Origin of the sequence: Flavonifractor sp. An100 (genome assembly GCF_002161175.1) — a bacterium.
GTDB lineage: Bacteria > Bacillota > Clostridia > Oscillospirales > Oscillospiraceae > Lawsonibacter.
In genome coordinates, this window is record NZ_NFMA01000002.1 from 166,702 (window position 1) to 186,900 (window position 20,199).

The 20,199-nt window shown below is 56.2% G+C and carries 16 protein-coding genes; 6 read left to right on the plus strand and 10 right to left on the minus strand.

Annotated elements, in window-relative coordinates; genetic code table 11:
• The first annotated feature begins 107 nt into the window (after positions 1-107).
• The 4 genes from B5E43_RS02115 to glsA all read left to right on the plus strand — a co-directional run bounded on the left by B5E43_RS02115 (position 108) and on the right by glsA (position 5,907).
• Complete coding sequence (locus B5E43_RS02115) at positions 108-1,496, plus strand: sodium-dependent transporter (RefSeq protein WP_087393166.1); 1,389 nt, start codon at positions 108-110, stop codon at positions 1,494-1,496.
• Positions 1,497-1,727: 231 nt separating this feature from the next.
• The gene (locus B5E43_RS02120) at positions 1,728-2,747 is read left to right on the plus strand and encodes a TAXI family TRAP transporter solute-binding subunit (RefSeq protein ID WP_158098939.1); all 1,020 of its coding nucleotides are present in this window, start codon (positions 1,728-1,730) and stop codon (positions 2,745-2,747) included.
• Between the two features lie 125 nt (positions 2,748-2,872).
• The gene (locus B5E43_RS02125; protein WP_087393170.1) at positions 2,873-4,840 is read left to right on the plus strand and encodes a TRAP transporter permease; all 1,968 of its coding nucleotides are present in this window, start codon (positions 2,873-2,875) and stop codon (positions 4,838-4,840) included.
• Between the two features lie 149 nt (positions 4,841-4,989).
• Positions 4,990-5,907: a glutaminase A gene (gene glsA / locus B5E43_RS02130; RefSeq protein WP_087393172.1), complete on the plus strand. Its 918-nt coding sequence runs from the start codon at positions 4,990-4,992 to the stop codon at positions 5,905-5,907.
• A gap of 78 nt (positions 5,908-5,985) precedes the next feature.
• Here glsA and B5E43_RS02135 read toward each other — a convergent pair whose 3' ends face one another.
• The 7 genes from B5E43_RS02135 to bilQ form a co-directional block, all read right to left on the minus strand.
• The gene (locus B5E43_RS02135) at positions 5,986-6,933 is read right to left on the minus strand and encodes a GTP-binding protein (RefSeq protein ID WP_087393174.1); all 948 of its coding nucleotides are present in this window, start codon (positions 6,931-6,933) and stop codon (positions 5,986-5,988) included.
• Positions 6,934-6,944: 11 nt separating this feature from the next.
• Positions 6,945-8,042 carry a GTP-binding protein gene (locus tag B5E43_RS02140; protein WP_087393176.1) on the minus strand — a complete coding sequence of 366 codons (1,098 nt, stop codon included), beginning with the start codon at positions 8,040-8,042 and terminating at the stop codon, positions 6,945-6,947.
• 39 nt (positions 8,043-8,081) lie between these two features.
• On the minus strand, positions 8,082-10,010 hold the full coding sequence (locus tag B5E43_RS02145; protein WP_087393178.1) for a S41 family peptidase: 1,929 nt from the start codon (positions 10,008-10,010) through the stop codon (positions 8,082-8,084).
• Positions 10,011-10,105: 95 nt separating this feature from the next.
• Positions 10,106-11,401 carry an adenylosuccinate synthase gene (locus B5E43_RS02150; protein WP_087393180.1) on the minus strand — a complete coding sequence of 432 codons (1,296 nt, stop codon included), beginning with the start codon at positions 11,399-11,401 and terminating at the stop codon, positions 10,106-10,108.
• A 217-nt stretch (positions 11,402-11,618) separates the two neighbouring features.
• Complete coding sequence (gene bilS / locus B5E43_RS02155) at positions 11,619-12,122, minus strand: flavodoxin family protein BilS (RefSeq protein ID WP_087393182.1); 504 nt, start codon at positions 12,120-12,122, stop codon at positions 11,619-11,621.
• Positions 12,119-13,231: a bilirubin reductase gene (gene bilR / locus B5E43_RS02160; RefSeq protein ID WP_087393184.1), complete on the minus strand. Its 1,113-nt coding sequence runs from the start codon at positions 13,229-13,231 to the stop codon at positions 12,119-12,121. Before bilR ends, bilS begins: the two co-directional genes overlap by 4 nt.
• Before the next feature lie 4 nt (positions 13,232-13,235).
• The gene (bilQ, locus tag B5E43_RS02165; RefSeq protein WP_087393186.1) at positions 13,236-13,643 is read right to left on the minus strand and encodes a bilirubin utilization transcriptional regulator BilQ; all 408 of its coding nucleotides are present in this window, start codon (positions 13,641-13,643) and stop codon (positions 13,236-13,238) included.
• A 169-nt stretch (positions 13,644-13,812) separates the two neighbouring features.
• Between bilQ and B5E43_RS02170 the strand changes: the two genes are divergently transcribed.
• On the plus strand, positions 13,813-14,286 hold the full coding sequence (locus B5E43_RS02170) for a CBS domain-containing protein (protein ID WP_087393188.1): 474 nt from the start codon (positions 13,813-13,815) through the stop codon (positions 14,284-14,286).
• A 55-nt stretch (positions 14,287-14,341) separates the two neighbouring features.
• Here the strand turns inward: B5E43_RS02170 and ppk1 are convergent, their stop codons facing one another.
• The 3 genes from ppk1 to nrdR all read right to left on the minus strand — a co-directional run bounded on the left by ppk1 (position 14,342) and on the right by nrdR (position 18,505).
• On the minus strand, positions 14,342-16,483 hold the full coding sequence (gene ppk1, locus B5E43_RS02175) for a polyphosphate kinase 1 (protein WP_087393190.1): 2,142 nt from the start codon (positions 16,481-16,483) through the stop codon (positions 14,342-14,344).
• Between the two features lie 119 nt (positions 16,484-16,602).
• Entirely contained in the window at positions 16,603-17,946 is a 1,344-nt protein-coding gene (locus B5E43_RS02180) for a sodium:alanine symporter family protein (RefSeq protein ID WP_087393192.1), read from the minus strand.
• 103 nt (positions 17,947-18,049) lie between these two features.
• The gene (gene nrdR / locus B5E43_RS02185) at positions 18,050-18,505 is read right to left on the minus strand and encodes a transcriptional regulator NrdR (protein WP_087393194.1); all 456 of its coding nucleotides are present in this window, start codon (positions 18,503-18,505) and stop codon (positions 18,050-18,052) included.
• A gap of 254 nt (positions 18,506-18,759) precedes the next feature.
• On the opposite strand from nrdR, the gene purF reads away from it, so the two are divergent.
• On the plus strand, positions 18,760-20,169 hold the full coding sequence (gene purF / locus B5E43_RS02190; protein WP_087393196.1) for an amidophosphoribosyltransferase: 1,410 nt from the start codon (positions 18,760-18,762) through the stop codon (positions 20,167-20,169).
• The last annotated feature ends 30 nt before the right edge of the window (positions 20,170-20,199 follow it).

Sequence of the window (20,199 nt, forward strand, 5' to 3'; positions counted from 1 at the left end):
GTAGAAGCCGCCATTGACCCCAGGAGAGAAATCAAGTACAATAGCGGCATCGGCAAGTGCAATACAAGCGGATCTGCAAGGGCCGAATGAACAAAGGAGGAAATGAAATGGAGAAACGGGAGAGCTTTTCGTCCCGACTTGGTTTCCTGCTGATTTCAGCTGGGTGTGCCATTGGTCTGGGAAATGTTTGGCGGTTCCCCTATATTACAGGGAAATATGGCGGGGGAGCCTTTGTACTGGTGTATCTGTTGTTTTTGGTCATTCTTGGTCTGCCGGTTCTGGTCATGGAGCTTTCCGTGGGACGGGGAAGCCAGCGGAGTATTGCTCGATCCTTCCATGTGCTGGAACCTGAGGGAACAAAGTGGCACTGGTACTGCTGGTTTGGAATTGCGGGCAACTACCTTTTAATGATGTTTTATACCGTCATTGCGGGCTGGCTTCTGCTGTATTGTCTGAAGATGGCAAAGGGTGATTTTGAAGGACTGGATGCAGCGGGAGTAGCCGCTCAGTTCAATGGCCTAATGGAGCAGCCCGGCCTGATGACGGTTTTTATGCTGTTGGTGGTTTTGATTGGCATGGGTGTGTGCTTTCAGGGTCTTCAAAATGGGGTCGAGCGGATCACAAAAATGATGATGGTCTGTCTGCTGGCCATTATGGCGGTCCTGGCAGTCCGCTCTTTGACGCTGGAGGGCGGAAGTGAGGGCCTGCGATTTTATTTGCAGCCTAATTTCCATAACCTGATGTATGATGCAGATGGCAACTGGATCCTGGGCGAGAGTATTTTTGCAGCCATGGGGCAGGCATTTTTTACCCTTTCCCTGGGAATTGGTGCTATTGCGGTGTTTGGCAGCTACATCGGCAAGGAGTACTCCTTGGCAGGAGAGGCCCTTCGGATCGGCGTTCTGGATACCGCGGTAGCCTTTACGGCCGGCTTAATTATTTTTCCGGCCTGTTCCGCCTTTGAAGTCTCTCCGGGGGAAGGACCACCTCTGATTTTTGTCACTTTGCCTAATATCTTCAATGGAATGGCATTCGGACGTATATGGGGTGCCTTATTTTTCGTGTTTTTGTCCTTTGCCGCTTTATCCACTGTGATTGCCGTGTTCGAAAATATCATATCATTTGCCTCTGATATGTGGGGATGGAGCCGGAGAAAAGCCGTTTTTATCAATTTTATTGCTATTTTCCTGCTCTCCATGCCCTGTATTTTGGGCTTTAATATTTGGTCTGGCTTCCAACCTCTGGGACCGGGCAGCAATATCTCCGATTTGGAAGATTTTATTATCTCCAATAATTTATTGCCTTTAGGGTCTTTGCTGTACGTTTTGTTCTGTGTCAGTAGAAAGGGCTGGGGATGGGAAAACTTTTTGTCGGAGGCAAATCAAGGCCAAGGTCTGAAATTCCCTGGGGCTGTACGGTTCTATGTAACTTACCTGCTGCCTATTATTGTTTTAGCGGTATTTATCCTGGGCTACTGGGATAAATTTAGCGGTTAACAATTTGTTAACAGAATATTTATTCTGCCGGTCAAAATTCACAAAAATTCTATAATTAATAGGCTGTTATTGCGTGATATCTACTTCTATGGTATAATTTACCTAAAATTAGATGAGGAAATATGTGAAGAAGCTATAGAGCTTCTAGCCGCATTTCGGGGAAAATGCGGTGGGTGAATTTCAAAGCGGAAGCAATGACACTTTGGAAAAATGAGAAAAGGAGCGAAATCTATGAAAAGACTACTTGCTACTCTCTTGACCTCCGCGATGTTACTGTCCGCTCTGGCGGGCTGCGGCGGAAGCAACAACGGCGGCGGAAGCGCGGCTTCCGGCGGCGGCGATGCCTCTGGCTCCGGCGCCCCCTCCCGCGGCAATGTAATGATGACCTTCGGCACCGGCGACACCGGCGGCTCCCTGTACCCCGCCGGCGCTGCTCTGTCTCAGCTGTGGACCAACAACGTCCAGGGCGTGAAGTGCAACACCCAGACCTCCACCGGTTCCTTCCAGAACGTGCAGGACGTGGCCGCCGGCAATGTTGACGTGGCCGTGGCCACCGCCGACGTGGTCCTCAACGGCTACTCCGGCACCGGCAACTTCACCGAGGCTCTGGACAACGTCCGCGTCATCGGCGCTGTGTACACCTCCGTCTCCAGCGGCGTGGCTCTGAAGGATTCCGGCCTGCAGTATGTCCACGACCTGAAGGGCAAGCGGGTGGCCGTGGGCCCCGCCGCCTCCGCCACTGAGAACTCCTGCCTGGACGCCTTTGCGGTGATGGACATCACTGCTGAGAACACCAGCCTGGAGAACCTGGGCCTGGGCGACGGCGCCGAGTCCGTGGGCGACGGCATCATCGACGCGGCCTTCGGCTTTGCCGGCCTGCCCATCGGCGGCCAGATGAACCTGGCGGCCACCAAGGACATCGTGGTCCTCAACTACACCCAGGAGGAGATCGACGCCATCCTGGCGGGCAACGAGGCCTACATCCAGTCCACCATCCCCGCCGGCACCTACAACGGCCAGGACTATGAGACCCTGACCTTCGGCGTGAAGTGCCTGGTCATCGTCAGCGCCGATATGGACGAGAGCCTGGTCTATGACCTGTGCAAGACCATGAACGAGAACTCCGCCGACCTGGCCGCCGGCAACGCCATCCTCAACGAGATGCAGGATCCTTCCTTCCTGTGCACCAACATGCCCATCCCCCTGCACGACGGGGCTACTAAGTACTACACCGAGCAGGGCCTGCTGTAAGCCCTTCTCCAAAGGCTTCCCAACACAAATCATGTGACGCATTGGGGGCCGGAACTGGGACTGTCTCGGCTCCGGCCCTTTGTAAAGTCCCATAAAATGCGAATCCAAAGAAAGGACTCAGCTTTATGGCAAAAAAAGAGTACAAGGAAATTGACGTAACCTCTCTGGACAGTGAACTGGCAGCCGCCAAGGCGGTGGAAGAGGGCAAAAAGGACCTGTTTGTCAAGGTAGCCTTCTTTGTGGGCATTGCCATGACCCTGTTCCACATCTATACCGGCTTTTTCGGCCTGTTCGACTTTGTCACCCAGCGTGGTATCCACCTGGCGTTCACCGCGACCCTGATCCTGCTGACCCAGCCCCTGTACAAGCACGTCTTCAAGGACAAATTTGCCGGCAGCAAGACCTTCCGTACCTTTTGCCGCACTGTTGATATTATCCTGATCGCCCTGACCTGGGTGGCCTGGTGGATGGCCCAGGATGAGGTTCATCACCTCACCGAGCGGCTGAGCCAGACCACTTGGATGGCTGTGTTTGCCGGCGCCGCCCTGGGCTTTGTTGTTTTGGAGTGCTCCCGCCGGGTGCTGGGCTACATCATGCCCGCTCTGGCCCTGATCTTTGTGGCCTACGCCCTGGCCGGCCCCCATCTCCCCTGGGCCATCGCCCACCGGGGCTACTCCCTGGAGCGCATCTGCTCCTTCCTGGCCACAGACCTGGACGGCCTGTTCGGCACCACTATGAGCGTGTCGGCCACCGTTATCTTTATGTTCGTTATGTTCGGCGCTTTCCTGGAGGCTTCCGGCTGCTCGGACTTCATCAACAATATCGCCATCTCCCTCACCGGCAAGATCAAGAGCGGTCCCGCTCTGTCTGCCGTGGTGGCCTCCGGCCTGATGGGCTCCATCAACGGCTCGGCCGTGGCCAACGTGGTGGGCACCGGCACCTTCACCATCCCCCTGATGAAGTCTCGTGGCTACAAGCCGGCCTTCGCCGGCGGCGTGGAGGCCGTGGCCTCCACCGGCGGCCAGATCCTGCCCCCCGTCATGGGCTCGGGTGCCTTCCTGATGGCTGCCTTCACTGAGACCCAGTACATCCATATCTGCATCGCCGCCGCCATCCCCGCCCTGCTGTACTACTGGGGCTGCGGCGTGGCCGTGGTGTCCAGGACTGAGATGGCTGACATCCAGCTGATGGACCCCAAGGATGTGCCCAAGTCCCGGGACGTGATGAAGACCGGCTGGATCTATCTGGTCATCATCGCCATCCTGCTCTACTGCCTGCTGTGGGCCCAGTACTCCCCCTTGTACTCCGCCCTGTGGGCCACCTGCTCGGTGCCCATCATCATGCTCTTTGACAAGCAGAAGCGCTTCACCCTCAAGAGCATCCCCTCCGCGCTGGCCAAGTCGGCCTTCAGCGCCATGTCCATCGTCATCGGCTGCGCCTGTGCCGGCTTCGTGGTGGGCATGGTGTCCCTCACCGGCATCGGCGTCATCTTCGGCGACATGATGATCCAGGCGGCCGGCGGCATGCTCTTCCCCTCCCTGCTGTTCACCGGCATCACCTGCGTCATCCTGGGCATGGGCCTGCCCACCACGGCGGCCTACGTCATCGCGGCCTCCATCCTGGCTCCTTCCCTCATCAAGCTGGGTCTGCCCGCCCTGACCTCCCACCTGTTCGTGTTCTACTTCGCCTGCCTGTCGGCCATCACGCCTCCCGTGGCTCTGGCCGCCTACGCCGGCGCCGGCATCGCCAAGGCCAATCCCATGTCGACCGGTATTGAGGCCTGTAAGCTGGGCTTTGCCGGATTCATGGTGCCCTTCGCCTTCTGCTACAACCCGGCGATGATGCTGCAGGGCAACATCATCGAGGTTCTGGAAATCGTGTTCTTCGCCATCGTGGGTGTGGCTGTCATGTCGGCCGGATTCCAGGGCTGGCTGCTCTGGAGGCTGAACATCCTGGAGCGCTGGATTTTCATCGTGGGCGGCCTGCTGATGTTCGTCCCGGAGCTGATCTCCAGCCTGATCGGTCTAGCAATCGTGATTTTGCTCATCGTCATCAACATGAGGAAGTGGAAAACGGCCAAGACCACCGCATGACCTTCCCCATCGGGATCACCAAAAGGACGCCGTCAATTTTGGCGGCGTCCCTTTTCATCTGGGTTTGACAAGCCCTGCGGCATACGGTACAATGTAGAGTGCGGGGCAATGGGGTCCCGGAAAAAAGTCCAAAGGGGGGCTGTATCGCCATGGAAGAACTGCTGGAACAGCTGCTGGAGGAGTGTCGTCCCTACACCCAGCAGGGCCAGGTGGCCACCTATATTCCGGAGCTCGCCAAGGGGGACCGGAACAACCTGGGCATCTATGTGCAGCGCAGCGACGGCCGTCACTACCAGGCGGGGGACTATCAGAAGTGCTTTACTATCCAGAGTGTGGTCAAGCCCATTTTGCTGCTGCTGGCGCTCATGGACAACGGGGAGGAGTATGTCCGGGCCCGGGTAGGGGTGGAGGCAACTGGCAAGCCCTTTGACGCCATTAACGTAACAGATCAGACTTTGCTCAGCGAACACCTGAATCCTATGGTGAATATGGGTGCCATCGCGATGTGCACCTTAATTAAGGGGAAGGACTATGAGGAGCGTTTTCAGCGCCTGTTAGATTTGACCCGTACATTGGCCGGAAATCCGGATATTCAGGTGGACCAGGCGGTGTACCAGTCGGAAAAGCGGACTGGAAATAAGAACCGTGCCCTGGCTTTTCTGTTGAAGACGTATGGCATGATTCAGGACGATGTAGAAGAGGTACTGGACTGCTACTTTAAGGCCTGTTCCATTTCGGTGAACAGCAAGGATTTAGCCAACATTGGCTTTGTGCTGGCTAACCGGGGCAAGCACCCCCAGTCTGATGAACGGCTGTTTCCCAGCGACTATGCCCATTATGTAAATGCGATCCTGACGACCTGCGGTATGTACGATGGATCGGGAGACTTTGCGGTAAAGGTAGGGGTTCCTGCCAAGAGCGGCGTGGGCGGCGGCATTATGGCCGTAGTCCCAACCCGCATGGGAATCGGAATCTTCTCTCCCGGGCTGGACAGCAAAGGAAATAGCTTGGCAGGGATTCAGGTGCTGGAGCGCCTGTCCAAGCGGATGTATCTGAGTATTTTTTAATTGGATGAAAAAACCTGTGCACATGGGATGGGGTTATCCCGGTGCACAGGTTTTTTCTATCTGATTCGTGGTAGAGGTTCAGCGGAAATAAACCAGAGGATCTTCCGGGCGCTGGGCCTTTTCCACCGATTGGGCGTAAAGTACCACGCCCTCGCCATCGTAGACGCTGGCATTCTCCCAGCGAATCTCAGCGGTGACGGTAATCCACTCTCCCTTTTTCAGTGAGCGGGCCTTATCATACTTGCACAAGAAGCCAAAAAATCGGATATCTTCCGCACAGCAGGTCATCGCGTTGCGGCCAGGCACAAACGAGCCCTTTGGAAGCCGCATTCCTGTCATAGCCTGGGCCTTGTAGGTGATGGTCTTTCCCACATAGCGGTCGGGATGTTCCTGAATATCCAGATACCAGATACCGTAATCGTCGTCCTCCAAATCGATGTGAGGCTGTTCCAGGGAGTAGGGGAGGATATCGGCTACTTCCAGTTCTTCCCCCTGTTCATTTTCAAAGACGATCTCGCACATCCGGTTGACCGCCCGAATCGACCGCTTCCAGCCGGACATGGGCATATCGGGGGTGCAGCGGTTAAACAGAACCATATCTGCTTCCGTGACCATGTCCATAATCATGGACTGCATGTTGTTGCGGTACATATCAAAGGTGGTGCCGTCAATTACGTCGATGGCCTGGTAAAGCCCCCAATTTTTGGGCAGCTTCAGATCACGGAGAATTTGGATGGGCCACATGCCGTTGTATTCCATTAAAATCCGTTCCGGCTGATAACGGCGGTCGATCTCCTGAAGAAAGGCTGTGTTAAGCTGCTCCTGACTGTCAATAGGGATCAGGCGGCAGTTTCGTTTGGATAGCCGATCCTGATCATATTCCTCTTCGCCGTCCTCACACATGAGCAGAACTGTACGCTGGCCGTCGTTAAAATAGTCCATGTTCAGTGTATCGGTGAGAAGAGTGGTTTTTCCGCTGTCCAGAAATCCGGTAATCAGGTATAGGGGAATACGGGAATCCTTCATGTCCGCTCACCTCACGCCAGCAGGAAAAGCTGCTCCAAACGGTCCTCTTTCAGTTCTGAGCCAATGACACACAGCCGTCCAGTGTAATCTGCGCTGCCTTCCCGGATCTGGAACTCACCAGGAACCAAATCAAAGTGGAGCCAAGTCTGACCATCCTCGCAGGGAACCATGCCCTTGGCGCGGAGGATATAGCCGTAATCCTCACCCATGGCCAGGGCGGAGAGGGCCTCCTGAAGCTCCTCACGGCTGTACTTCCGAGGCGTTTCACGGCCCCAAGAGGTAAATACCTCGTCAGCGTCGTGGCCGTGATGATGATGGTGGTGATCGTGGTCACAGCAGGCGGTGCAGGTGCCTTCCTCGTGGTCGTGATGGTGGTGCTCGTGCTCATGGTGGTCATGATCGTGATCGTGATGATGCTCGTGGTCATGACAGCCACAGGTGCAGTGCTCGTCGTGCTCCTCATGATGGTGGCTGTGCTGAATTTCTTCCATCAGCTCCTCGGCCAGAGAGTGGCCGCCCTCCATGGCAGAGACAATTTGCTTGCCGGTGAGCTGATCCCAGGGGGTGGTGAGAATCGCGGCCTTGGGGTTCTTTGCCCGCAGCAGGTGGACGGCGCCGTCCAGCTTGACGGGGTCCAGCTTTTGCGTGCGAGAGAGAATAATGGCACAGGCATGTTCCACCTGGTTGTTAAAGAACTCACCGAAGTTCTTCATATAGACCTTGGCCTTTACCGCGTCTACCACGGTAACAAAGCTGTTCAGATGCAGGTCAGGGGACTCAGCCTGAACCCGCTCCACAGCGGCGATGACGTCGGAGAGCTTGCCCACGCCGGAGGGCTCAATGATGATACGGTCGGGGGCGTAATCGGCCAGAACCTGCTTCAAAGCGGCACCGAAATCACCCACCAGAGAGCAGCAGATGCAGCCGGAGTTCATCTCGGTGATCTCCACTCCGGCGTCCTTCAGAAAGCCGCCGTCAATGCCGATCTCGCCGAACTCGTTTTCGATGAGAACGATCTTTTCACCCTGAAAGGCTTCGTCCAGCAGCTTTTTAATCAGAGTGGTCTTGCCAGCTCCCAAAAAGCCGGAAATAATGTCAATTTTGGTCATACAATACAGATCCTTTCCAAACAAATAGAATAGTTGATATTACGAAGCCGAGGTATCCGCCAGAGAACCGGAGGTCATCCAGAACAGACCGCAGGCATCCATCATGGAGTAAATCAGATGGGCGCACATCTCCCGAGTGCCAGGCTGTTGGGGATTCTCATGATCAACCGAGAGCCCCAACTGTTCTAGACGCCAGGCGGGGTCCTGGGCCCAATTGCTGAAGGACTGGTAGTTAGGCCACTGGGCAGCAGGGATAGACTGTTCAGCCAGGTCATAGCCCTCCATGGTGCACCAGGCAGACAGAGAGGAGAGAATGGTAAGGATCTCCTCGTAGGAGATGGAATCATCTGGGCGGAAGGTTCCGTCCCCGTAGCCGGAAATAAAGCCGCGGCTGGCCATGGCGGAAATTGCACCGGCATACCAGCTGTCGGAAGCGACATCGGAGAAGGATAGGGTTCCGGATGCGGAGGAGGACAGGTTCAAGGCAGCGGCGGCCATGGCACAAAATTCTCCTCGGGTCACATTGGCCTTGGGTCGGAACGTTCCGTCGCTGTAGCCGCTGATCAGCTCATAGGTGGCCATAGTACGGATCTCGGCCTGGTAAGGGGAGTCCGCCAGGTCAGAGAAGGAGTAGCGGCTGGTAAAGGAGAACCCCAGCTTTTTGGCAATGGACTCGGGAGTCAAAGAAGGATATTTGCTCCAGCCGTCTCCACTGCCTTCCCAGATAGTGCAGTGGTCAATGGGAAGGGCCTCCAGCAGTTCGGTAAAGGCCGCCTGATTTTCCTTTTTCATGGCCTCATCCAAGTCGATGTAGAAGGTAAAACCGTACAGCTCCAGCTTGAGATAGTTGCTGGTCTGGCTGGAACTGGGCTCCTTGGAGGAGAGAAGAAGGGCGGCGGTGGGAGTGTTTTCTATGGAAAGAACTAAGGTGGGGAGGATTCCGATGGTGTGATTGGTCACCCCATTAGGCGAATAAAAGCGGTAAGCGGTGACTTTTAAGGAATCTCCATCAAATAGGTCGGAATGGTTGCTCTCATCCAGCACGATTTGGGCAATGCCCTTTCCGAAGGTCCGCTGCCCCAGGGCGATGCCGAAGCCATAGTCCCGGGCGGCGGCGGCAAACAGCTCAGAGCCGCTGGCGGAATAGGGACTGGTGAGAAGAATGAGGGGCTTGTCGGTAAGGTCAGGGGTGGTGGGTAAGGTGTAGAGATAGTTGTAGTTACCCTTGGAATCCCGGAAGTAGACCATGATGTGACTGCCGGAGAAGAGACCGGCAGAGCCCGCGGCCGCTTCACTGGTTCCGCCCGGATTGCTGCGCAGGTCCATGATCCAGACAGAGACCTGATCGTTTAGGGTTTCCAGAGCCTCTTTAATGGTTGAAGTGGTGCTGGAACCAAAGCTGGTGCAGTCGATGATACCGGCGTCACCAATAGCGTCATAGGTGACAATGGGGATGGCAACCGAGCGGCGTGTCATGGTAAAGTCCTGCTGGCTGCCGTCCTCCAGACGGATAACGGTAATTGTGACCTCTGTGCCGGATTCACCGCCGATCATGCCCTGTACATCGGAGGAGGCGGAGAGGGAAACTCCATCTACAGCAATAATTCGGTCACCAGCGGCCAAGCCAGCCTCCAGAGCAGGGGAATTGGGGAGGATAGACATGATCTTGAAACCGTCATTATAAGTAGTCTGAATGGAAACCCCGATTCCGACCACCGCATCACCATTCACCGAGGAGAGGAAATCCTCATATTCCTGGGCGGACATGTAGACGGTGTAGGGATCTCCCAAGGCCTGAAGAAGCTCGTCCAAAGAGGTGGCGGACAGGACACTCTGAGGAATCTCGTCCACGTAGTATTCCTCAAGGAGTTCTTTGGCTTCTTCCAGCTCCAGGGCGGAGGCGGGGAAAACAGCCAAAGAGAGGGTGAGGCACAGAGCTAACAGAGCGGAAGCAAGTCGTTTCTTCATGTGATTCTCCTTTTGTCTCGTGTCGTGGAAGGAAGATAGGGGCTGCGCATACGCCGGATGCCACACTGTGGCATCCGGCGTGGTGGATGAAGGGATCAATTTAATTTTGTAGCCCGGTGGGTAATTTCGTGGCGCTTCGGACCGGTGGATACCAGCGTGATGGGATAGCCAATCTGGGCTTCCAGGAAATCCACATAGTCCTTGGCCTGTTGGGGAAGGGCGTTGTAATCTTCGCAGCCGCGAATATCACACTTCCAGCCGGGCAGAGTGGTGAAGACCGGCTTAGCTCGCAGCAGGGTGGGGGTCGTGGGGAACTGGTCTGTTACCTGGCCGTCAATTTCGTAACCGGTGCATACAGGAATCTCATCCAAATAGCCCAATACATCCAGACAGGTCAAAGCAACCTGGGTGGCGCCCTGAACCATACAGCCGTATTTCGTAGCCACGGCGTCAAACCAGCCCACTCGGCGGGGACGGCCGGTGGTAGCGCCAAACTCGCCCTTGTCGCCGCCCCGGCGCCTGAGCTCGTCTCCGGCCTCGCCGGTGACCTCGCTGACAAAGGGCTCGGTGTGGGACCCTACCGAGGAGGAATAGGCCTTGGTGACACAGATCACGTCTTCAATGGAGGTGGGGGGAACCGCACCGCCCACGCAGCCGAAGCCGGCCAGAGTGTGGGAGGAGGTGGTCATGGGGAAGATGCCCAGATCCGGGTCCTTCATGGAGCCCAGCTGTCCCTCCAAAAGAACGGTTTTCCCTTCCTTCAGAGCCTGGTGCACAAAGGCGACGGTATCGCCCACGTAGGGACGAAGCTCCTCCCGAAGAGCCAGCAGATCTTCCATCAGCTCGTCTTCGTTGAGGGAAGGCTTGTGGTACAGGTGTTGGAACAGAACATTTTTCAGGGTAACAGCGGCATGGAGACGTTCCCGCAGACGGGGCTCGTCAAACAGGTCGCAGACCTGAATCCCGGTTTTAGCGTACTTGTCGGAGTAGAAGGGGGCAATGCCGCTTTTGGTAGAGCCGAAGGCCTTACCGCCCAAACGTTCCTCCTCATAGGTGTCCTGAAGCACATGGTAGGGCATGAGCAGCTGGGCCCGCTGGGAGACAATGAGATGGGGGGCCGGAACCCCTTGGTCGGTGATGGATTTCAGCTCTTGAATCAGCTTCTTCCCGTCCAGAGCCACACCGTTTCCGATGATGTTGGTGACATTGGGATAGAAGGTGCCGGAGGGCAGAATGTGGAGGGCAAACCGGCCATATTCGTTGATGATGGTGTGCCCGGCATTGGCCCCGCCCTGGAAGCGGATGACCACGTCTGACTGCTCAGCCAACATGTCGGTGATTTTACCCTTACCTTCGTCGCCCCAGTTGGCGCCTACAATTGCTTTTACCATAACGTTACCTCCATAAACCGGGATTCGCAACCGCCCAGGCGGATTTGCCTTATCCGGTCTGTAACGCAACGCAAATATTATACTGCGTTTTCCCCTGAGTGGCAAGAGGTTTAAGGAGAAAATTGATACAAATCAGGTGGAAAAGGGGAGGAAAACAGAACAGAAAGGAAGAAAATTTTGGATACGTAACAATCAGCTTTATTGAGATATGAAGCGGTCAAGGCAGGGGTGCAGAAAGAATAGTGGAAACACATTGGGAGAGCCGAAGCAGGTCGGAGGAGTCGGGATGGGACACCGCACGGTCAAAATTGGTCAACAGCATGTCACGGTGAGGGCCGTCTTCCATGGATTCATAACGGCGACGGACTGCCTGGGGCATCTTGCCCTGACACATGAAGGATCCAACCACAGTGACTCCAGGGGCCAAATGGGTTTTTACGGCGGTCAAAATGCGCTGGAAATAGGCCTCCTCCCCGCCAAAGCCGGCAGTGCCGAAGAGAAAGACAGACTGGCTGGTCAAGGTCTGGAGAAAGGCAGCAGTTTGGCTGTCGCAGGTCCCTTTATCGGTCCAGAAGCCTATAAAGATGAGGTCAGCCTGAAGAACCTGAGGATCGGGGAAACCAAAATAGAGGCAGTCGCCGGAGGGAAGGGTGGCCTGAACGGCCTGGGCCAGCTGTGCGGTGTTTCCGGTTTTGCTGCTGTAGACGATAGCATATTTCATGTAGATTCCTTCCTTTCATAGATGCAGTGAACACCCTGGTGGGTCATCATGCCGCCCAGGCACTTTTGATTGCAGCGAATGCAGCGGTGGATTTGCGCAGCTTGACCATCCCGCACCAGGTTGGGCCAATTAGGGTCGGCGATGAGCTGGCGGCTCATAGCGGCGCATTGGATGCGGCCGGAACGGAGCTGTTCTTCCACAAAGTCGGGGGAGGAGAGACCGCCCACTCCGCAGATGGGCAGAGAGGTGAGCGCGCGGACCTGGTCACAGAAGGTTAAAAAGCAGCCCTCACCATGGAAATAGGGGTGGTTAAAGGGGGGGATGGTGTCGCTGAGATTGGAGTGGTTAGCCAGTGTAACATGGAAACTGGTGACGCCGGCTTCCTCCAGCAGAGGTACAAAAATGGGTAGTTCTGATTCCAACACACCGGCGTTGCCATAGTGGGGATTTTCCTGACGTACCGCCAGCTTGTAGTCAATGGGGAAATCAGGCAGATACTGGCGGATGGAACGGATGGACTCTACGGCGAACCGGGCCCGATGTTCAGGGGTTCCGCCGTATTGGTCCGTGCGGCTATTATAGACGGAGGAACTGAAGCTGCCGCACATCCGGTCCCCATGGACCTGGACCATATCGAATCCGGCCTCTTTAGCCCGGAGGGCGGCTGGACCAAAGGAGTGGGTAATTTGCTCCACCTTGTGGGTGGGCAGGTTGGTGATGTAGGGTCCCACCTGCTGGTTGAGAAGATTGCGCAGCTGATCGGCGTCTATCCGCTTGGTGAGAAGGCCCGGAAGGTAACGGAGCATGGCTTTCAGATCGGAGTCGGATTGGTGGAGCTGAGCGCAGATTTTACAGCCCTCCTGATGGACGATCTGGGCCAGGCGCTGATAATAAGCAAATCCCTTTTTGGTAAACAGGGAGGGACCAAAGCCGTGTTTGGTGACGGGTACGTCGCCAAGAATGATCATGGCACAGCCGCCTGCCGCAATGGAACGCAGGCGCGCTTCCAACTCTTCCTGGGGCAGCCCCATAGTAGTCGGGGCGAATATAATCCGGTTTTTTAGGGTAAGGCCGCCATAGTTCATAGGGCTCAGAATGGTTTCGTACATAGGATCAATCTCCTTTTTTGCTGGAAATCTTAGCTAACAATGAAAAAAGCTGGTCTCGTTCGGAGGGAGAGAGGGAAGAGAGTGATTCCTGATCCCAGTCGAAGAAGACTTGGTGACTGATGGAAAAGGCCTGCTGCCCCTTCGAACTGAGGGTGAGGCGGTAGGCCCGGCCGACCTTTTCCCGTATCAGAAAGCCATCCTCCACCAAACGGGTGATGCTGCGCTGGGAATAGCCCCAATCCAGGCCCAACGCCTCGGTCAGTTCCGCCTGACTACAGCCGGAATGCTTGCCCACGTATATGACCAGAAACAGAGAGCCGAAATTGAGCCCCAGCTGCTGCAAACGGGTGGAGGTGTAGGCCACAAAGCTGCGATAAAATACGGTGGTGTAATAAGCCAGTGTGGAAAACATGCAATCCGTCCTCTCGTTACTTGACTAAGTCAAGGATAAACAAAATACTTGACTTTGTCAAGTGAAAAGAAAGGGCGAAGTTCACAGTTTTGTGATAGATTTCCCACGGAGAATATGCTATGCTACCAAAAGAGTGAGTGTCAGCAACCGGAAGAAAGGAGCTTGAACGGTGAACGTGATATCCCTGGTCACGCCTAAGGCTCAGGTGGCCTATTTATACGATGATTTTACCATTCGGCAGGGGCTGGAAAAGCTCCGGGCCCATGGATATACAGCCATCCCGGTGCTGTCCCGGGAGGGGCAGTATTTGGGTACGGTAAGTGAGGGCGATTTTCTCTGGCAGATTTTGGACCAGAATGACAATAGTCTTCGCTCCCAGGAAAAGTTGCCCCTGAGGCGAATTTTGCGAAAGGGCTTCAACCCTGCAGTACGGATTGACGTGACCATGGGCGAGCTGCTGGAGCGCTCCATGCGGCAGAGCTTCATCCCGGTGGTGGATGATCGGGGAGCATTTGTTGGGATTGTCACCCGGCAGACCATCATTCGCCGGTTGACCAAACCCAATGTGGATTTGGACGAGGATGCCTGCTACGTTATGACCCCGGCCTGCAGCTCGGGCGTAATGGATGCCTCACGCAATTGACACACTGAAGAAATAAAAGATCCCCGAGACCGGAGAAGTGGTCTCGGGGATCTTTTTAGGAGCGATGGAGTAGGTCGGACAGGCGGCCAAGGAGAGAGGGATGCTTTTTATGGACCTTGGCAGGAGTACGGCCGGTAGCCGGAGGCTCCACCGTTTCCGTTTGGAAGATCTCCTGGCAGCAGCGGGGATCTTCGGTAGAGACACGGGGATGGTAGGCTCCGCCAGGCTTGAGCTCTCTTGCCTTCACATTGTCCCTCTGCAACTCCTCAATGATGTGGAACAAGCGCTTCCGACACCAGGAGTCCAGCACGGGGCAGGCGATCTCCACCCGCCGCTCCGTGTTGCGGGTCATAAAATCGGCGGAGGAAATATAGAGGTCGGCGTTTTCTCCACGGCCGAATTGGTAGATGCGGCTGTGTTCCAAATAGCGGCCCACAATGGAGAACACCGTAATGTGGTCGGTCAGGCCGGGGACACCGGGCATCAGACAGCAAATACCCCGGACATTCATGATGATCTCAACCCCAGCCTGGGAGGCTTGGGCCAGCTTGTCGATGAGCATACGGTCAGTCACGGAGTTTAGTTTCAGGAAGATATAGCCCTCCCGGCCCTTGGCAATTTCCCGGTCAATGAGAGAGATAACCTTGTCCCGCAGGCCGAAGGGAGAGGCCAACAGGAGCTGATAATCACCGGAAAAGTTGCTGATAGCCATGTTCTGGAAAAAGGCGGCGGCGTCCGCACCAATGCGCTGATTGGCGGTCATCAGGCACAGGTCGGTGTAGAGCTTGGCGGTCTTTTCGTTGTAGTTGCCGGTGCCGACCTGGGTGATATATTGAATCCCGTTTTTAGATTTTCGGGTAATCAGGCAGATTTTGGAGTGGACCTTCAGGTTTTCTGAGCCGTAAAGGATGGTGCAGCCCGCCTCCTCCATCCGCTCGGCCCATTGGATGTTATTTTGTTCATCAAACCGGGCCCGCAGCTCCATGAGTACGGTGACATCTTTTCCGTTTTCCGCAGCGGCACAGAGGTATTCCGCCAGCTTGGCCCGAGAGGCAAGACGATAAATGGTAATTTTGATGGATACCACGTCGGGGTCGGAGGAGGCCTCGCGAATCAGGTGGAGGAAGGGCTCCATCTGCTCGAAGGGATAGAAGACAAGGGCGTCCCGCTTTAGAATCTGGGGTAGAATGGGTTGCTGGGGCACCAGACAGGCGGGAAAGCGGGGGGAGTAAGGAGGATCGCACAAAGCGGCGGCGCTCTCTGCGGGGAGGAGGGAGGTGAGCTGGTAGACGTATTCCATAGAGATGGGAGCCTTGGTCTTAAATACCTGGGCCCGGCTCAGCCCCAACCGCTCACATAAAAACGGGATTAGCTTGTCCCCTTTTCCTCCCTGGTACTCCAGACGGACGGGGGCCAGACGGGCCCGCTTTTTCACAATCTTCCGCATGTGCTGGCGGAAATCCTCGTCCACGTCGTAGGACTCGTCCTCAGGGCTGATATCAGCATTCCGGGTGACGGCTACTACGGCCTTTTCCACAATGGAGAATTGATCGAAGACCTGGCTGGCATATTCCATTAAAATATCCTCCAACAGGATATACCGCAGGCCCCGTTCCTCCAGGCGCAGGAAGGGAGGAAATTTTGGGGGGATGGGGAGGAAGGCGAAATACTCCCTCCCGTCCCGCTGCAACACCAGCGCGATGGTCAGGCGCTTGTTGGGCAGGTGTGGGAAGGGGTGGTGGATATCCAGAATCAGAGGGGACAGAACGGGACGAACCTGGGCCTGGAACCAATTTTCTACCTGCTTTTTTGCCTTGTTGTCCAGTTCGCTGATGGAAAGCCGGCAGATATTGCAGGAGCGCAGACGCAGGTCCAGCTGCTCAAATACTTTGTCCCGCTGCTTATATAGCTGTGGAACGGTCTCAAAGATGGCGTGGAGCTGCTGCTCCGGGGTGCGGCCGCTTTTGGAGTCGATGTGGGTCTCCTTGACCAGAGACATGTCGGTGATGGACCCCACCCGGATCATAAAAAATTCGTCCAGGTTGCTGGTAAAAATAGCGGCAAATTTGAGCCGCTCCATCAGAGGAACCGACTCATCCCTGGCCTCAGCCAAGACCCGCTCATTGAATTTCAGCCAGGACAGCTCCCGGTCCTGCGTGTAGCGAGTGTCAAAGGTCTTTTGTATGCCATTGCTCATATCAATTGGTCTCCTTCCAAGTGTTGGAGCGCAGATGGGGAGGGCATAGTCTGCCAGAATAAGAATCCCCATTATTCTACAAAAAGTTTGTAAAATTCGTTGATTGCATCGGGTAAAATTTAAGTAAAATGTCTCTGCCAATCGGCCAACATGGATAGGGCACGGGGAGCGAGGATCAGCAGGGCGATGAGGTTGGGCAGGGCGATGAGAGCATTGCATAGGTCCACCAGCTGCCAGATGATGCCCGGTTCCCAAAGGGCCCCAGCTAAGGTGCAGCCCAAAAACACCATGCGGTACAAGGGGAGCAGCCGGTCAGAGCCCACAAGGTAGCGCAGACATTGCTGTCCATAGTAGCTCCAGCCCAGGATGGAGGAGAAGGCGAACAGCAATAGAGACAAGGCCACAACCTGTGCGCCTATGGGCCCCAGCACGGAGGCGAAGGCGGCGGCAGTCAGGGGGGCGCCGGTGGGGCCAAGAGGCTGCCAGACGCCGCTGACTAAAATAACCAGGGCGGTGACGGTACATACCACCAAGGTGGAGAGCCCCACCTCAAAGATCCCCCACATTCCCTGGATCGCCGGGTGGTCCACCCGGGCAGCGCCGTGGGCCATGGCGGAGGTGCCAAGACCGGCCTCATTGGTGAACACGCCCCGGGCGGTGCCATAGCGCAGAGCAGCAGCTACGGTCCAACCCGCTCCGCCGCCCAGAGCGGCCTGGGGGGAGAGTGCACAGGTGAAAATGAGGTGTAGCGCCTGGGGAAGATCGGAGGCCCGGGCCGCAAGCACCGCAATGCCGCTGCCCAGGTAGAGCAGCGCCATAGCCGGCACAAGGGCGGAGGACACGCGGGCAATGCGGTTCAAGCCCCCTACCATGACCATGGCGGCCAGTGCGGTGGTGACAAGGCCGGAGAGCAGCCGGTCCGTTCCGAAGGCGGCCTGCAGGGAGGCAGCGATAGAGGAGGACTGGACCAGGTTTCCCCCGGCGAGGGTGGCGGGCAGGCAGGCGCAGGCAAACCAGGCCGCCAACAGGGGGGAGCCCACCCCCCAGCGGAGGTAAAACATTGGTCCCCCTTGCAGCCCGCCGTCAGGGGCTGGGCGCTGATATGCTACCGACAGCAGTTTCTCTCCGCAGCTGGTCATCATACCAAGCACGGCGGAAATCCACATCCAAAACACGGCTCCCGGCCCCCCCAGCGTCAGGGCTGTGGCCACGCCCGCGATGGAACCGGTGCCCATGGTGGAGGCTAACGCGGTGGCCAGGGCCTGGAGGGAGGAGAGACCACCACTGTTTGTTCGGCGGGGACGGAGAAGGGAACCCAAAGTTTGGGAGAGCCAGAGGCGAAGACAGCACAGCTGAAAGCATCCGGACCCCAGCGTGTAAACCAGTCCAGTCAGGAGAAACAGCCCCATCAGCCAGGGATTCCACAAAACATCAGCCAGTTGGCCCAGGATCGTCACAGGCATCACCTCAATATCGGTCTTTGCTTTTAGAGGTATGCCGAAGTGACGCTTCTAAGAACAAAGGACCCGCCGGCGGAGAGACCGGCGGCGGGCGGATTTTGGAACGTTACTTGTCCTCCAGCAGCTTGTTCAGCTCGTGCATAAAGGTGTTGATATCCTTGAACTGGCGGTAGACGGAGGCGAAGCGTACATAGGCCACCTCGTCGGTTTTTTTCAGCCGCTCCATAACCAGCTCGCCGATTTCAGCGGAGCTGACCTCCCGTTCCATCTTATTTTGCAAAACCTGTTCAATTTCGTTGACCATAGCCTCCAGGGTACTATAGGGGACCGGCCGCTTTTCACAGGCGCGGATGAGGCCGGCCAACACCTTGGTGCGGTCAAAGCTCTGGCGGCTGCCGTCCTTTTTCACAACCATAAGGGGGAGGCTCTCCATGGTCTCATAGGTGGTAAAACGCTTATGACAGGCCAGGCATTCCCTGCGCCGGCGAATACTGGCGCCTTCGTCCGCGGGGCGGGAGTCGACGACTTTGCTCTCCAAGTGGGAACAGAAGGGGCATTTCATTACGGATACCTCCCAAAAGGATGAAAATTTTGGTGTAAAGCAATCATAGCATATTTTTGGAGGGTTGGGTAGAGCTATTTTCTAAATGTTGTATAAAATTCATGGAAAACAGGGAGAATGCGGACAAGATATGGTTGGCATTGCCGGAGTATTTCCATTGCGGGGGAGGGGGGAGGAGGTGTATAATAAAACGTACAGACAGCGGCGCCTGGACAGAAGGCGCCGCTGCACTTTTTTATGAGGAGGAACGGAGAATGGATCTGCCCCAACAGGCGCAGCCGATCAACCAGGGTCTGCATGAGGAATGCGGTGTATTTGGAATTTATGACCCGGCAGGTGGCTGCGCACAGACGACCTACTATGGGCTGTACGCCCTACAGCACCGGGGCCAGGAGGCCTGTGGCATTGCGGCCATAAACAACAGGGAGCAATCCTTTTATAAGGATGTGGGTCTGGTCAGTGAGGTGTTTCAGCGGGAGACTCTGGAGCGACTCAACGGAACCATGGCGGTAGGACATGTCCGTTATGCCACCACAGGGGCGGGAGAGCGGGAAAATGCCCAGCCGCTGACCATTAAATATGTCAAGGGGACTCTTGCGGTGGTGCACAACGGAAACCTGGTGGGCATTGACCGTTTGCGCCAGGAGTTTGAATATAAAGGGGCCATTTTCCATACTACCAGCGACTCGGAACTGATTGCCTATGCCATCGCCCAGGCAAGACTCCACTGCGGAAGTGTGGAGCAGGCGGTGTGCCGGGCGACAGCGGAGTTGAAGGGCGCCTTTTCTCTGCTGGTTATGTCGCCTCAGAAGCTGATTGCCTGCCGGGACCCCTGGGGATTCCGGCCGCTGTGCATGGGGCGGAAAGGGGAGGCCATTGTGTTTGCATCGGAGTCCTGCGCCATTCAGGCGGTAGGGGGCCATGTGGAACGGGAGCTGGAGCCGGGAGAAATTGTAGTGGTGCAGGATGGGGAGATTCGCTCCATTCGGGATAATTGCCGGGGAGAGTCCCATCTGTGCATCTTTGAATACATTTATTTTGCCCGCCCCGATTCTGTGATTGCGGGGCAGTCCGTCCACCAGGCGCGGGTGAATGCGGGGCGGCTGCTGGCACGGGAGCATCCAGTGGAGGCCGACCTGGTGGTGGGTGTTCCGGACTCTGGCTTGGACGCCGCCAGAGGCTATGCCCTGGAGAGCGGGATCCCTTTGGGGATGGGCTTTGTAAAAAACCGATATGTGGGCCGGACCTTCATTACCCCAGACCAGGCCAGCCGAGAGCAGGCGGTGCGTATCAAGCTGTCCGCCCTGGCCAGTGAGGTGGCGGGGAAGCGGGTAGTTATGGTGGATGATTCCATCGTCCGAGGAACCACCTGCCGACAGATCATCAATCTTCTCCGGGAGGCAGGGGCCACCCAGGTCCATATGCGAGTGTCGGCGCCACCCTTCATTGCCCCCTGCTATTTTGGAACGGATATTCCAAATCGGGAAAAGCTCATCGCCTGCCATCACAGTCTGGAGGAAATTCAGCACTTGGCGGGAGCGGACAGCCTTGGTTACCTGTCCCTGGAGAGCTTGGACAAGCTGGCCCCCGACGCCAAGTGTGGCTTTTGCCGGGGGTGCTTTACCGGAGAATACCCTATTGAAGTGGAAGAAGAAAATTCATAAACAAAGGCCCTGTGCTGTACAGCACAGGGC